The following is a 13,609-nucleotide window of genomic DNA, read 5'->3' as shown; positions in this document are numbered from 1 at the left end:
TAAGCGCATAGATGGATGCGGGGCGCGGATAGGGTGGGCAGGTCCATGGTGAACACGGCAAGAGCCACTCGCCTTCCAGCATCGACCAGCGGGCGCCGTCCCCCGAGCCTGCGCGAACTCGAGGTGCTGCAGGCGATGATCGCCACCCGCAAGACGGTAGCGGCCGCCCAGATGCTCGGGATTTCGCAACCTGCCGTATCGCGGGCGCTCGCCGCGCTGGAAGCCCATGTCGGCCGTCCGCTGTTCGCGCGTGAAGGCGGCAGGCTCGTGCCCACTGCAGACGCCTTTGCGCTCGACGCCGAGGCACAGCCGATCTTCGCTGCACTGGAAAGGCTGAACAGCTGGCCTGGACAGTCCGTTCAGGCCAGCGTGTTGCGTATCGCGACCCCGCCGACCCTGGCGCAATTCGTCCTGCCGCCGGTGCTGGCGGAGTTCCGCCGGCTGGAACCGGATGTCGTCGCGAATGTCGAGATCGACACCAGCTCGACCGTGATCACGCAGGTTGCGGACCGCGCTGTCGATCTCGGGCTGGTCGACATGTCGGCTTCGCATATCGGTATTGACGGTAAGATCATCCGCGAGGCGGTCGCCCATGTCCTGATGCCGGAGGAACATCCGCTCGCCGATCGCGAGGTGCTGACCCCGCAGGATCTCGCCGACGTGCCGATCATCGCCCTGGCACGGCGCTTTCCCGAGCGCATCAAGGTGGAGCAGGCCTTTGCCGATGCCGGAGTGGCCTTGCGGCTGGTCGGGGAGGGCACGGCGGCGGCTTTCGTCGCGGAGATGGTCAGGCAACGCGTCGGCCTTGCCCTGCTGAATCCGTTTCCGCTGACGCTGGGTGGCATGCGGGGGCTGGTCGCCCGCCGCTTCGCGCCGGCCATCGCCTATCGCACGATGCTGCTGTTCCCGTCCGCCGGGCCTGTCGCGCCGGCGGCGCGTCGCTTTGCCGACCTGCTGATCGCGATGCAGCCGGAAGACGGCCTGACCATGCCGATCAGGTAGCGTTCAGAACGCCTTGAAGGTGATGATCGTGTGGGTATCGGCGATCTCGGGGATCGACTGGACCTTCTGGGCGACGAAATGGCCGATGTCGACATCGGCCGCGACATGGAACTTGGCGAGGATGTCGTAGTTGCCGGCGGTTGAATAGATCTCCGAGGCGATCTCGCGATCGGCGAGTTCGCTGGCGACCTCATAGGTCTTGCCGAGCCTGCATTTGATCTCGACGAAGAAGGTCTGCATCGCGCGCTCCGGAATCTGTCGCCTCTGGATAGAGCCTGCTGCGGGCGGGTCAAGCGCCTGCGAGTTCGGCGATGCGGCGCGTCATTGCGTCCTGCGGATCGGCCAAGCCCGCGATCACGGTGAAATGGTTGGCGCCGTCGATCTCCTCATAGCGGGTGCGCACGCCTTCCAGCCCCCAGACATCGGCTAGCCGGCGGCTCTGCTTGAGGTATTCGGCGCTCTCGGCCCCGCCGACGACGGCGTCCATGACGAGCCCGGACGGCGCCGGCCAGAACAGCGGGCTTTCGAGCTCGGCGCCCTCCAGCGTCAGGCCGAGCGCCTTGTTGATGCTGGTCTCGGTCAGGGGCTTGAGATTGTAGAGGCCGGAGATGCCATAGGCGGCGGGTACGACATGTTCCGGCAGCTTGGCGTCGACATTGCCCCAGTCGGTCGCCAGCAGGCAGGCGGAGAGATGGCCGCCGGCCGAGTGTCCGGCCGCGACCACCGGCAGGTTGTAGCGCCGCCAGATCGCCGCGGCCGCCTGCTGCAGCTCCCAGACGATATGGCCGACCTCGACCTGCGGGCAGAGATCATAGCCCACGACCGCGACGGGAACGCCGCGCTGGTTCAGCCCTCGTGCCATATGCGAGAAGAAGCTCGGATCGAGCGCCTGCCAGTAGCCGCCATGGATGAAGAGCACGATCGCCTGGCTCTTCACCGCCTCCGGCTTGAACAGGTCGTAGCTCTGGCGCGGGCCCTCACCATAGCGGATGCCGAGCTCGCTGACGGCGATCTCGCGATAGGCGGCGGCATCGCGAGCCCAGCCGGCGATGAGGCCGGGGTGCTCGGGAACGCGGGCGCGGTTGTTGTATTCGGTCTCGTAGTCGGGGGCCGTGCTGGTGTCGCTCATCGGATCCTCGCCATGCCCTTGTGAAGCACGGCATCTGCTCAAGCTCGCGGGTGGGTGAGGGCGCTGTTTCGCCCATGCCTGCACTGTGCGCCATGGGCTTTGACAGGTCGAGAGACAAACGCGACAAGGCGATGCTCGTTCCGCCGGAGATGCCAGATGGACAATCCCGTTCTCGCCGAAGTCACCCGTGGCAGCACGGTCGAATCGCGTCATCGCGGTTCAGCGATCGTCGTCGATGCGGACGGGGCAGTGGTGCTCTCGCTGGGGGATGTCGAGCGCCCGGTCTTCCCGCGCTCGGCGGTCAAGGCGCTGCAGGCCCTGCCGCTGCTGGAGAGCGGCGCCGCCGACCGCTTCGGTTTGACGCCGACTGAGATCGCGCTCGCGGTTTCCTCCCATTCCGGCGAGGAACGTCATGCCGAAACCTCGCTCGCCATGCTGAAGAAAGCCGGCCGCGACGCCGGCTGTCTCGAATGCGGCGCGCATTGGCCGATGGGCGAGGCGGCGGCGCGAGCGCTCGCCAAGGCCGGCTGCGAGCCGAGCGCGCTCAACAACAACTGCTCCGGCAAGCATGCCGGCTTCGTCTGCCTGTCCTGCGGTATCGACGAGGACCCCACCGGCTATGTTAAGGGCACTCATCCGGTGCAGCAGGCGGTGCGCGCCGCGCTGGAAGAGGTGACGGGCGCTGCGCACAAGGCCGAGCTGTCCGGCACCGATGGTTGCTCTATCCCGACCTATGCCGTGCCGCTGAAGTCGCTGGCACTCGGCTTTGCCCGCTTCGGCACCGGCAATGGCCTTGGCCCCAAGCGTGCCGAGGCGGCGCGCCGCATTCGCGAGGCGGTCGCCGCCAACCCGTTCATGGTCGCCGGCACCGGCCGCTTCGACACCCGCTTCATGGAGATCTTCGGCGCCCGCGCCTTCATCAAGACTGGGGCCGAGGGTGTCTATTGCGGCACGCTGCCCGAGCTCGGCTACGGCATCGCGCTGAAATGCGATGACGGTGCCGGCCGCGCCACCGAAATCGCCATGGCCGCGCTGGTCGAACGCTTCCTGCCGCGGCAGGGTGGCGACGAGGAGGCTTTCGCGCCCTTCCGCGAGACGGTCATGAAGAACTGGAACGGCATCGAGGTCGGCCGTGTCCGCGCGGCGGAGGCGCTGCGGCGGCGCGCTTGACGGCGAATGCGAGGTGGCGCGAGGTTCGCCGCCCGCCTCCGGTCCCGCCAGATGCCGCCTGCTTCCACACCCGATGAGACTGTTTCCGCGCCGGGCCGCGCCGGCGGCTTCGGCCGTGACCTGCTCGCCGGGCTGACGCTCGCGGCGATCACCATTCCCGAGCAGATGGCAACGGCACGGCTTGGCGGCTTCGAGCCGCAGGTCGGCTTCTATGCCTTCGTCGCGGCGACGCTCGGCTTCGTCCTGTTCGGCGCGAGCCGCCTGCTGACCGCCGGAGCGGATTCGACGATCACGCCGATCTTCGTCAGCGGGCTCGCGGCACTGGCCGCGGGCGGCGCGATCCCGCCGGGTGCTGCGACCCTGCTCGCGCTCCTTGTCGGGCTTGCGCTCGTCGTCGCTGGCCTGCTCCGACTCGGCTGGGTCGCCGATCTGCTATCCGTGCCGGTGCTGACCGGCTTCCTCGCCGGCATCGCCGTCCACATCGCCGTATCACAGCTCCCTGGCCTGCTCGGTATTCCCGGTGGCGGTCATCACATCGCCGACCAGCTTGCCGCGCTCTGGCACGGGCTCGGCGGCATCAACCCGATCTCGCTGGCGCTCGGTGTCGCGACGTTCGCGATCGTGAACCTGTGCGAGCGCCTCGCGCCACGCGTGCCGGGGGCATTGCTGGCGCTTGTGGGCGCGACAGCGGCCGTCGTGCTCTTCCGACTGGAGGTGCACGGCGTCGCAGTGCTCGGCGCCTTGCCGTCCGGCTGGCCGAGCCTCGCGCCGCCTGTGCTCGACTGGGCTGATATCCGCAGCCTCGTGCCGCTCGCGCTGGTCATCGCACTAGTCGTGATGATGCAGACGGCTACCGTCAGCCGCTCCTTCCGCAACCCCGATGGCGCCGAGCCAAAGGTCGATCGCGATTTCATCGGCCTTGGCGCCGCGAACCTTTTTGCGGGGCTGGCCAGCACCTTCCCCGTCAACGCGAGCCCGCCGAGGACGGCCGTGGTCGCCGAGAGCGGTGGGCGCTCGCAGCTCGCTGCGGCGACGGCGGCGCTGATCGTGCTCGCGCTCGCCGTCGCCGGCGGTTCATTGCTGGCGCGGGTGCCGGTGGCGGCGCTGGCGGGGGTCCTGCTCTTCGTCGCGCAGCGCATCGTCCGAGTGGACGTCATCCGGCGGATCGCCGGCCAGTCCCGCTCCGAATTCGCGCTCGTGCTGCTCACCGCCATCGCGATCGTCTGGCTGCCGGTCGAGACCGGCGTCGCCGTCGGGATCGGCCTGTCGCTGCTGCACGGGGTCTGGATGACGACGCGCAGCGAGCCGATCGAGCAGTTGCGCATTCCCGGCACGACGATCTGGTGGCCGCCCGAGCCCGGCCGCCAGGGCGAGCAGGTCGAGGGTGTGCTGGTGGTCGCCTTTCCGGCGCCGCTGCTTTTCGCCAATGCCGAAATCTTCCGGCGCGGCGTGCTGGCGCTGCTGGCGGAGCGCAGGCCGACGCTGCTCGTGCTCGATGCCGGCGGCATTCCGGCTATCGACTATACGGCGGCGCAAGGGCTGCTGGCCGTGGCGGCGACCTGCCGGAAGCAGGGCGGCACCTTCGCCATCGCCCGGGCCGAGTCGGTGCGGGCGCTCCACGCCTTGCAGGATTTCGGCGTGACCGCCGAGATCGGGGCAGAGCACATCTTCCACAGCGTCGAGGAAGCGGTGAGGGCGCTTGCCCCAACCGCGAAGGAGGCTTCATGAGCTACTCGGTCGAGCCTCGGCTGCATCCCGTCGCCATCGTCGAGCTCAGGCCGACGCAGATCACCGTCGGCATGCGCGAAGTCGAGATGAAGCGCATCCATTGGCGGGCCGAACGCGAGGAGAAGGGCGCTGACTTCCTCGGCAGCCATGCCGTCCCGGTCGTTATCGGTCCCAAGCGCCACCTTTATTTGATCGACCACCACCATCTCGCGCTCGCCCTGTATCTGGAGGGTGAGGAGCAGGTCCTGATCACGGTGGTCGCCGACCTGTCGCGGCTCGGCAAGGATGAGTTCTGGAGCGTCCTCGACAATCGCAGCTGGATGCACCCCTTCGATGCCGAGGGGAACAGGCGCGGCCGCGACGAGATCCCGCGCAAGGTCTCCGGTCTCGTTGACGATCCCTATCGCTCGCTGGCAGGGGCGCTGCGGCTCGCTGGCGGCTATGCCAAGGCCGAGGCGCCGTTCAGCGAGTTCCTCTGGGCCGATTTTCTGCGGCGGCGGATCAAGCTCGGCCTTGTCGAGCGCTTCTTTCCAAAGGCGCTGCGCAAGGCGCTCGACCTGGCCCGGACACGCGATGCCGAGCATCTGCCGGGCTGGTGCGGCCCCCTGGATTGAGCGTCAGCCGACCGAGTTGCCTTCGACACGGATGCCGGCGGCGCGCTTGTCTTCGCCCTTCGTCAGGTCGCCGGTTACGACCTTGCCGAATTCGGTGCCGACCACTGCGCCGAGCTTTGCCTCGCTGATCACATTGTTGGCGATCAGCGCATTGCGCTCCTTGGGAACGAGCGAAACCGAGATGCCGATGCCGGTGCGCCTGACGACGTTGCTGGTCGCGACGAGATTGCGCATCGCCCAGGACCAGCCGAGCGTGATGCCGACATCGCTGGCGTTCTCGATGACGTTGCCGGTGACTGCCGCCTCGGCTTCGACATGCAGGCCCGAGCCGCCGACGGGCTCCTTGCCTTTCGGCGCCAGCCCCTTCTGGGCGTTGCGGATGATGTTGTTGGCGACGACCGCGAGCCGCCCGCCATGGTCGAGATTGGTGACGCTGGCGCCCTGCGCGCAGTCCTCGATCAGGTTGTTGGCGATGATCGCGCCCTCGAAGGCGAATTCCGAATAGAGCGCCGTCTCGCCGCAGCGCCGGCCCTGATTGCCGAGAATCTGCACGTTCGAGCCGGAATTGTTGCGGATGAAGGTCAGCGCGCAGTCGCGCAATGTGTTGCCTTCGATCACGACGCCGCCGGCACGGAAAAGGCTGATGCCGTTGCCGTTCGGCCCGTCGCCGCCGGCATCGCTGCGGATGCGGTTGAGCCGGTTGCCGCGAATGAGGCTTTGATCGTCCCCCGCCTGGCTGCGCCAGAGCTGGATACCATTGTTGCCGCAATCCTCGACCGTGTTGGCCTCGATCGAGAGCCCGCGCGAATCGAGCGAGAACAGCGCCGAATCTCGCATCGAGCGGAAGCGGTTGCGCTCGATGCGCCCGGCGGTGCGGCTGAGCGTCAGCCCGACCGAGCCGGCATTGGCGAATTCGCAGTCGGACAGCGCGAGATCGAGCACCTCCTCGGCATTGAGCAGGCCGCTGCGCTGGCCGAGCTTGATGTCGAGCCCATCGAGCATGATGCCGGCGATGGCGGCGCGCTTGATCCGCCGCGCCACCAGCATCGGCCCAGCCTGCGCCGCGATGAACTGCGTCGCGCCCGGCACGCCGATCAGGCGGGCATTCTCCGGCAGGACGACGTTGGCGATGCGATAGCGGCCGGGCGCGATGATCAGCGGCGCGGCGCGCTTGACCGCTTCGACCAGCGCGGCCTGGAGAGCACGCGACTGATCCTCGGCGGAGCCGGGCCGCAGGCCGAACTGCGCCGCCTCCAACCCGAGCGTGCCAAGCGAAGCTGGAGCGCTGGCGCGCGGCGCCTGTGCCAGGACGGGACCAGCCGAGGCCGCGACCGTGCCGAAAAGGGCCGTGCGCAGCCAATCGCGGCGCGAAAGCGTCATCGAAGCCTTCATCATGCCGCGGAGCTTTCAAGAGGCATGCCGCGCCTCGGTGCGGCTACCGACTACAGGCCGAGCGCCCTGGCGATCTCGTCGGCGGCGGCGGTCGGCGCCATCTCGCCTGCGGCGACGGCCGCTTCGAGCTTCGGCGTGCGCGCCTTCAGGGCAGGATCGTGCCGGAGCTTGGCCTGCAAGCGATCCTGCACCATCGCCCACATCCATTTGACGTCCTGCCGGCGGCGCTTCTCGGCGATCAGCCCCTTGGCCTCGAAGCGGGCGCGATGATCCTCGATCTTCCCCCAGAGCGCATCGAGCCCGGCTCCGGTCAGGCCGGAGATCGTCACCACCGGCGTCGACCACAGCGGCGAGGTCGGCGCGAGGATGTGCAGCGCCGCCTTGTATTGCGCGGCTGCGGCGCGCGCGGCGGTCGCGCCCTCGCCATCGGCCTTGTTGACCGCCAGCATGTCGGCGAGCTCGATGATGCCTTTCTTGATGCCCTGCAATTCGTCGCCGGCATTGGGCAGCATCAGCACCAGGAAGAAATCGGTGAGGTCGGCGACCGCCGTCTCCGACTGGCCGACGCCGACCGTCTCGACCAGGATGACGTCGAAGCCGGCGGCCTCGCAGAGCAGCATGGTCTCGCGCGTCTTGGCCGCGACGCCGCCAAGCGTGCCTGAGGAGGGCGAAGGCCGGATATAGGCATTGGGATCGATCGCAAGCTGCGCCATCCGGGTCTTGTCGCCGAGGATCGAGCCGCCGCTGCGCGTCGAGGACGGATCGACCGCGAGCACCGCGACCTTGTGGCCCTGGCCAGTCAGATAACTGCCGAGCGCGTCGATCGTCGTCGACTTACCGACGCCGGGCACGCCGGTGATGCCGACGCGGATCGCCTTGCCGGTATGCGGGAGGAGCTGGGAGAGCAGGGCCTGTGCCTGCTCGCGATGGTCGGCGCGCCGGCTCTCCGCAAGCGTGATCGCTCGGGCCAGCGCCGCGCGCTCGCCCCTGAGAATCGCATCGCCGAGCGCCATGAGATCGACCATGCCCGCTGGTAGCAAGAGAGCGCCCGTAGCGGAAGCGAGGCTTTTGGCGGTCTTGGCATCATCCATGCTCTTGCCAAGCGGCGGGGACGGTGGGACGAGTCGCGCGGGGTGTGGAGAGCGTGTCGCGTGTCCGGCTTGCGGTCCTTGGTTCTGGTCTCGCTGTTGTCATTCGCGCTCGCCGCTTGCGGCGGCCCGCCGCGTTCGCTGGTGGTGTCGGCCGTGAAGCCCGGGGACACCGTCGGCACCGTCCGCATCTTCGTCGCGACCTCGCGCGCTTCGACCAGGCAGCCCGAATATTTCAGCGGCGAGCGCAGCCCGGCAGTCGCCTTCGCCCGGCTCGACATCAGCGTGCCGCGTGCTCACCAGATCGGTCAGGTCGAATTGCCGGGCAGCGTCACCAGCGCCGGCGATCCGGCCAGCCATTTCACCGTCAGCGCCGTCGAGCGGCTCACCGAGCCGGAGATACTGAAGCAGGTGAGGGCGGACGTCGCCCGGCGCCCGCAGGCCGAGCGCGAGGTGCTGGTCTTCGTCCACGGCTTCAACACCAATTTCGCCGACGCCGCCTTCCGCTTTGCCCAGATCGTCACCGATTCCGGCTTCAAGGGCGTGCCGGTGCTGTTCACCTGGCCATCGCGCGCGCAGATCTTCGCCTACCCCTACGACCGTGATAGCGCCGACTTCTCCCGCGATGCGCTCGAGACCGGTCTTCGCGCGATCTCCCGCGACCTCGGCGCCAACCGCTTCGACATCCTTGCGCATTCGATGGGGACGCTGCTGACGGTCGAGACCCTGCGGCAGGCGGCGATCCGCGGCGACGGCAGCTTCGGCGGCAAGCTGCGCAATGTCATGCTGGCGGCGCCCGACATCGATCTCGACGTGTTCAAGACCCAGCTCGCTGCGATCAGGCGGCCGGTGACCGTCTTCGTTTCTTCGGATGATCGGGCGCTCGACTTTTCGCGCCAGTTCGCCGGGGACAAGAAAAGGCTGGGCGCGATCTCGGAGAAGGATACGGACGTCGTCGCCGATCTGCGCAAGGCTGGGGCGACGATCATCGACCTGTCGGGCGATCGCGCCAGCGACGACTACAATCACGGCAAGTTCGCGACCACACCGCGGATCGTCGAGATGATCGGAAAACGGCTCAGCGCCGACGGCATGGACGGCGGGGCGGGGAGCGGCATGCTCGGCCTCGACGCGAAGGCCTCGCCATCCTTCGTCGCACGTGACGAGTAGCTGTCGTTTATGCATCGAATTCTGACCGATGCAGTAACCGCCCCATTCTGGCCGCGTTGGTCTGGCCTTAAGGATTCGCGGCCAGAAGGTCCGCACGCCCCCAATTCCTGGATCTCGCCAGTGACCTCGCCTTCGCGATATGCCGTTTCACGCCGCTCCTTCGTCGCCCTGCTCGGGGCGGGACTGGCCGGCTGCGCGCAGAGCGAGGCCTCCGTCTCGCCGTTCATCGGGCCGGCGGATTCGTCGAGCTTCGGCAAGGAGCCGCAGCTGCTGGTTGCGACCACGCGCAGGCCGACCGGCGATCGCGCGCCCTATTTCGGTTCCGAGCGTGGCAGCGGGCTGACCTTCGCTGAGGTCAGGCTGTCGGCGCCGGGCCGCGGTGTCGCCGCGCAGGTGAGTTCCGTCGTCAGTGGCGACTGGGCCGTGCTCGGCGTGACCCGCCGCAGTGCGAGCGATGCCGCTCGCGCCTTCTCGGACGCTGCGACCGGTCGCGACGTGCTGCTCTATGTCCACGGCTTCAACGAGACCTTCGAATCGGCCGCGCGCAGTGCCGGCCAGCTCTCGCATGCGCTCGCTTTCGAGGGCCGGACCGCGCTGTTCACCTGGCCGTCCGGCGGCGGCCTGCTCGCCTATGCCTATGACCGCGAAAGTGCGCTCTGGTCGCGCGACGGTTTCGTCCAGACGCTGAAGGCGCTGGTCGCCAACCCGACGATTGGGCGGATCAACATCGTCGCGCATTCGATGGGCAGCTTCCTGGCCCTGGAAGGCCTGCGCGAATTGCGCGATTTCGAGGGACTCTCCGACCGGATCGGCGCTGTCGTGCTGGCCTCGCCCGATGTCGACATCGACGCCTTCGAGCAGACCGTGCCCAAGCTCGGCCCGATCGCCCAGCGCATGACCGTGATCATCGATCCCGGCGACAGGGCGCTCGCCGTTTCCTCGCGCATCGCCGGCGGCGTCGCCCGCGCAGGTGCCGCGGACCGCGAGCGGCTGGAGCAGCTCGGGGTGCGCGTCGCCGACACGGCCGGCCGCGGCTGGAGCCTGCTGCGCCACGACCTCTTCCTGTCGAACAGCGAGGTCACGCAGGTGGTGCGCCGCGCCATCGACCGGGCGCGCTCCTGAGAACGGAGGCCTGAGCCTCCGTCCCCGGTTCCTGCCAGCTCAGCCGGCCGGCTTGAGTGCAATCACCGAGCGAGCCGCCTTCTCGACCGCCTCGCGCGAATAGAGCAGCGGCGCATAATCGCCGGCGGCCCAGAGCGGCGCCAGATCGCGGTAATGCGGGCTGTAGGCGTCTCCCGATTGGCCGGGCGTGTTGATGAAGCGGCTTTCGTCCCAGTTGCCGACGTCGAGCACCATGCGGAACGAGGCACCCGCGATCACCCTGAAGTCCGAGGTACGGTAGGAGGCTGCGCGCGGACTGAAGGCCGAGCCGGCCATAGCGAGCCGGCCCACATTGAGCTGCGCTCGGTCCGGGCTGCTGGCGAGCGGCGACAGGGCATGATCGAACTGGGCGTGATGGATCTTGCCCCAGTTCCAGCCCGCGACATCCGGGCCAAGCGTCTGGCGCAACTCCTCCATCGCCGCTTTCAGCGTCTCGAGCAGCAGGGCGTTGCGGGCCGCCTTCGCATCGGCACCGAGCGCGCTGTCGGGCTCTTCCAGATAGGCGACGACCGCCGCGACATCGAGCGGGCCGATGACGCTGCGCGCCTTTTCGGGCACGGCCTTCGCCGTCAGCGCCCGACCCAGATGCTTGCTCATCCAGACTTCGGACAAGGCTGCAGCGGCGCTGTCGACTGCGATCTCCTGGTTCCAGCCCTTGATCAGCTTCAGGCCTTCGGCCGTGACCGGATCGTCCGATGACAGCGGCGCCAGCAATGCGGCGAGCTTGCGGGCATTCTCCGAATTGTCGTCGTTCTGCAGGGCCATCGCGTCGGCGAGCGTCACCTTGTTCTTGCTGCCGAGCACGGCCTTGATCCGGTTGATCCGCGAGGGATCAGACCATTCGTAGCCGATGCGCTTGGCGAGCAGCGGATGATCCTTGGGGATATTCATCTCGTTGGCGGTGGCGAAGAAGCCCTCGGTCGGATTGTAGGTTTCCGGCAGCTCGCCGGCCTTCAGGAATCCGGTCCATTCATAACGGCCGTCGCCGGGCACCGGCATCAGGCCATCATGGTTCGGCCGCTGCGGTGCGCGTCCGCCGACGATCCAGCCGATATTGCCCTTGTTGTCGGCATAGACCTGGTTCTCGGACGGCGCGCCCCATTCGGCCATGGCCTTCTTGAAGCCGGCCCAGTCCTTCGCCGTCATGTACTCGGCCGAATTGAAATAGGCCGAGGTTCCCGGCTCGAACCAGACTGTGCGGATGGCGAAGGCACGCTTCTCCTCGGGCTCGGCCTTCATGACCGGGCCGTGGCGGGTGAATTTCAGGTCGATCTGGCGCGGCGCCTCACCCTTGACCTCGATCGTCTCGCTGATCGTCTTCATCTCCTCCCAGCCACTGCCATAGCGATACTGGCTCGGATTGGCCGGGTTGATCTCGTAGACGTAGAGGTCTTCCTGATCGATCGCGAAGATCGTCAGCCCGAAGGCGATCTCGCCATTATGGCCGATCGAGATGCCCGGCAGGGCCGGTTCGCCGGCGCCTATGACCGAGAGGCCGGGCGCGTTGAGATGCACGACATAGCGCAGCGACGGCACGCCATGGGCGCGATGCGGGTCATTCGCCAGGATCGGCCGGCCGGTCGCAGTGCGGCTCGCCGCGATCGTCCAGTTGTTCGAGCCGATGGTCGAGACACTGTCACCGGCGGCGGCGAAGATGGCATCACGGTCTAGCGCGGCGCGCTTCTCGCCCGGGGCGGCGAAGGTGACATCGCGGGTCGCGAGATTGTAGTCGTCGAGGATATCCGGTTTGATCGCGCAGGGATCGAGCCCGTCAGGTACCTTCGCTTTCACCGCCGGCTCCAGCACACGGCGGAAGCGGTCGGCCTCGATGCCGGCGGCGCAGGCGACGCGGGCGCGGACTACCTCGGACATCACGTTGCGGGTCAGGCCATGGCTGCGGATGCGCACCACGTCCTCGGCGCTCCAGCGATCCGGCAAAGTGCCGGAGACGCGGAAATCGAGCGGTAGCGGCTGCTTGCCGGCGCGCACCTCGTCGACGCGGGCATTGATGCCGGCGACGAAGGCGTCGGTATAGGCCTTGGCGTCGGGGCCATAGGCGGCCCATTCCTTGTCCATTTCGCCACGATAGAGGAAGAGCCGGGCGGCGCGATCCTGCGCGACATAGGACGGGCCGAAATCCTTGGCGAGCAGCCCGAGGCCGCGCTTGCGCCAGAGGTCGATCTGCCAGAGCCGGTCGCGCGCCGCATTGTAGCCTTGCAGGAAGAGGGCATCGCGGGACGAGGCAGCGTAGATATGGGCAACGCCCCATTGATCGAGGATCAGCTCCGCTGGTCCCTGCAAACCGGCGACCGTCTGTTCGGAGCGCTTCACAGCGCTCGACAGCTCGGCCTTCGCGGGCAGGCATCCGGCGATGGTGACGGCGGCAATGGCAAACAGCGACGCTGCGCTGTGGGCGCGATCTGCTCTGCTCATGGTGTTCCTCCGTGCGGCCCGTCTTTGGCGACAGACCTTGCCGGAGGAGCTTAGGGGGAGAGCGGAGGCTGGCCACCGCTCGCGGTCACATGGCGGCCCTGCCGCGCCGGCATGTGATCTGGATCGTTCCTTGCGAGGTTGGACGGTCAGTCCTCGCGATCTTCCCAGTCGCTGCGCAGCAACGTCGTCACATGCTCGATCGTCGGCCGCCCGTCGGCCATGCAGCGGCTGGCGACTTCGCCGGCTGGCCGGTAGCCCAGCTTGCGCTGCATCGCCCAGGAGCTCTCGTTGCCGTCGAAGTAGCCGTTGACCAGCTTCGTCAAACCGAGGTCGCGGAAAGCGAACCGGATCTTCGCCCCGAACGCTTCGCGTCCGTAGCCGCGCCCGTGATAGCCGTTGGCGATCCAGATTCCACCGCCAGCCGTCCCGGCCCTCCGATCGATCTTGTTGAGACTGATCCCGCCGATCACACGCTGCTCGGAGCTGAGTTCGATCGCAAATTCGTAGGCGGTCGGCTCGGTGCCTGCGCTCGCAATCTGCTGGCATCGTTTGACCCAGTCCATGGCGTGCGAGGTCGTGTAGGGGTGCGGAACGAAGGCGAGCCACTTTGCGACCTCGATATCGTTCAGGCCCAGCGTGAGCTGCTCGATGTCTGCTTCGCTCCAGGGGCGCAGAATGAGGCGCGAGGTTTCAATTCTGATATCCACGGCGTTGCGGCCTTC

The 13,609-nt window shown here is 67.8% G+C and carries 12 protein-coding genes; 6 read left to right on the top strand and 6 right to left on the bottom strand.

Annotated features, from left to right (window positions below; genetic code table 11):
- The first annotated feature begins 15 nt into the window (after positions 1 to 15).
- Entirely contained in the window at positions 16 to 1,002 is a 987-nt protein-coding gene (locus VGV58_RS27930; protein ID WP_326877331.1) for a LysR substrate-binding domain-containing protein, read from the top strand.
- 3 nt (positions 1,003 to 1,005) lie between these two features.
- Here the strand turns inward: VGV58_RS27930 and VGV58_RS27925 are convergent, their stop codons facing one another.
- Together VGV58_RS27925 and VGV58_RS27920 are read right to left on the bottom strand one after the other, a co-directional pair.
- Positions 1,006 to 1,242 carry an Lrp/AsnC ligand binding domain-containing protein gene (locus VGV58_RS27925; protein ID WP_061964496.1) on the bottom strand — a complete coding sequence of 79 codons (237 nt, stop codon included), beginning with the start codon at positions 1,240 to 1,242 and terminating at the stop codon, positions 1,006 to 1,008.
- A 49-nt stretch (positions 1,243 to 1,291) separates the two neighbouring features.
- Positions 1,292 to 2,131 (bottom strand): alpha/beta hydrolase, encoded by an 840-nt coding sequence (locus tag VGV58_RS27920; RefSeq protein ID WP_326877330.1) that lies wholly within the window; start codon positions 2,129 to 2,131, stop codon positions 1,292 to 1,294.
- Between the two features lie 156 nt (positions 2,132 to 2,287).
- Between VGV58_RS27920 and VGV58_RS27915 the strand changes: the two genes are divergently transcribed.
- From VGV58_RS27915 to VGV58_RS27905, 3 genes are read left to right on the top strand one after another with little or no spacing between them, the layout of a single operon-like run.
- Positions 2,288 to 3,301, top strand: a complete 1,014-nt coding sequence (locus tag VGV58_RS27915; RefSeq protein WP_326877329.1) for an asparaginase — start codon at positions 2,288 to 2,290, stop codon at positions 3,299 to 3,301.
- Positions 3,302 to 3,352: 51 nt separating this feature from the next.
- Complete coding sequence (locus VGV58_RS27910) at positions 3,353 to 5,029, top strand: SulP family inorganic anion transporter (RefSeq protein WP_326877328.1); 1,677 nt, start codon at positions 3,353 to 3,355, stop codon at positions 5,027 to 5,029.
- The gene (locus VGV58_RS27905; protein ID WP_326877327.1) at positions 5,026 to 5,643 is read left to right on the top strand and encodes a ParB-like protein; all 618 of its coding nucleotides are present in this window, start codon (positions 5,026 to 5,028) and stop codon (positions 5,641 to 5,643) included. Before VGV58_RS27910 ends, VGV58_RS27905 begins: the two co-directional genes overlap by 4 nt.
- A gap of 3 nt (positions 5,644 to 5,646) precedes the next feature.
- Here VGV58_RS27905 and VGV58_RS27900 read toward each other — a convergent pair whose 3' ends face one another.
- Positions 5,647 to 7,023, bottom strand: a complete 1,377-nt coding sequence (locus VGV58_RS27900) for a TIGR03808 family TAT-translocated repetitive protein (RefSeq protein WP_326877326.1) — start codon at positions 7,021 to 7,023, stop codon at positions 5,647 to 5,649.
- A gap of 62 nt (positions 7,024 to 7,085) precedes the next feature.
- A complete protein-coding gene (gene meaB / locus VGV58_RS27895) occupies positions 7,086 to 8,060 on the bottom strand; it encodes a methylmalonyl Co-A mutase-associated GTPase MeaB (protein WP_326877325.1) in 975 nt (324 codons plus the stop codon).
- 126 nt (positions 8,061 to 8,186) lie between these two features.
- Between meaB and VGV58_RS27890 the strand changes: the two genes are divergently transcribed.
- Entirely contained in the window at positions 8,187 to 9,293 is a 1,107-nt protein-coding gene (locus tag VGV58_RS27890; RefSeq protein WP_326877324.1) for an alpha/beta hydrolase, read from the top strand.
- Positions 9,294 to 9,413: 120 nt separating this feature from the next.
- Complete coding sequence (locus VGV58_RS27885) at positions 9,414 to 10,415, top strand: alpha/beta hydrolase (RefSeq protein WP_326877322.1); 1,002 nt, start codon at positions 9,414 to 9,416, stop codon at positions 10,413 to 10,415.
- A 39-nt stretch (positions 10,416 to 10,454) separates the two neighbouring features.
- Here the strand turns inward: VGV58_RS27885 and VGV58_RS27880 are convergent, their stop codons facing one another.
- The gene (locus VGV58_RS27880) at positions 10,455 to 12,887 is read right to left on the bottom strand and encodes a penicillin acylase family protein (RefSeq protein WP_326877321.1); all 2,433 of its coding nucleotides are present in this window, start codon (positions 12,885 to 12,887) and stop codon (positions 10,455 to 10,457) included.
- A gap of 146 nt (positions 12,888 to 13,033) precedes the next feature.
- Positions 13,034 to 13,594 carry a GNAT family N-acetyltransferase gene (locus VGV58_RS27875; protein ID WP_326877320.1) on the bottom strand — a complete coding sequence of 187 codons (561 nt, stop codon included), beginning with the start codon at positions 13,592 to 13,594 and terminating at the stop codon, positions 13,034 to 13,036.
- Between the last annotated feature and the right edge of the window lie 15 nt (positions 13,595 to 13,609).

The organism is Allobosea sp., assembly GCF_035944895.1.
Classification (GTDB): domain Bacteria; phylum Pseudomonadota; class Alphaproteobacteria; order Rhizobiales; family Beijerinckiaceae; genus Allobosea.
Note: the sequence above shows the minus strand (reverse complement) of the source record. Positions and strands in the feature narration are given on the sequence as shown.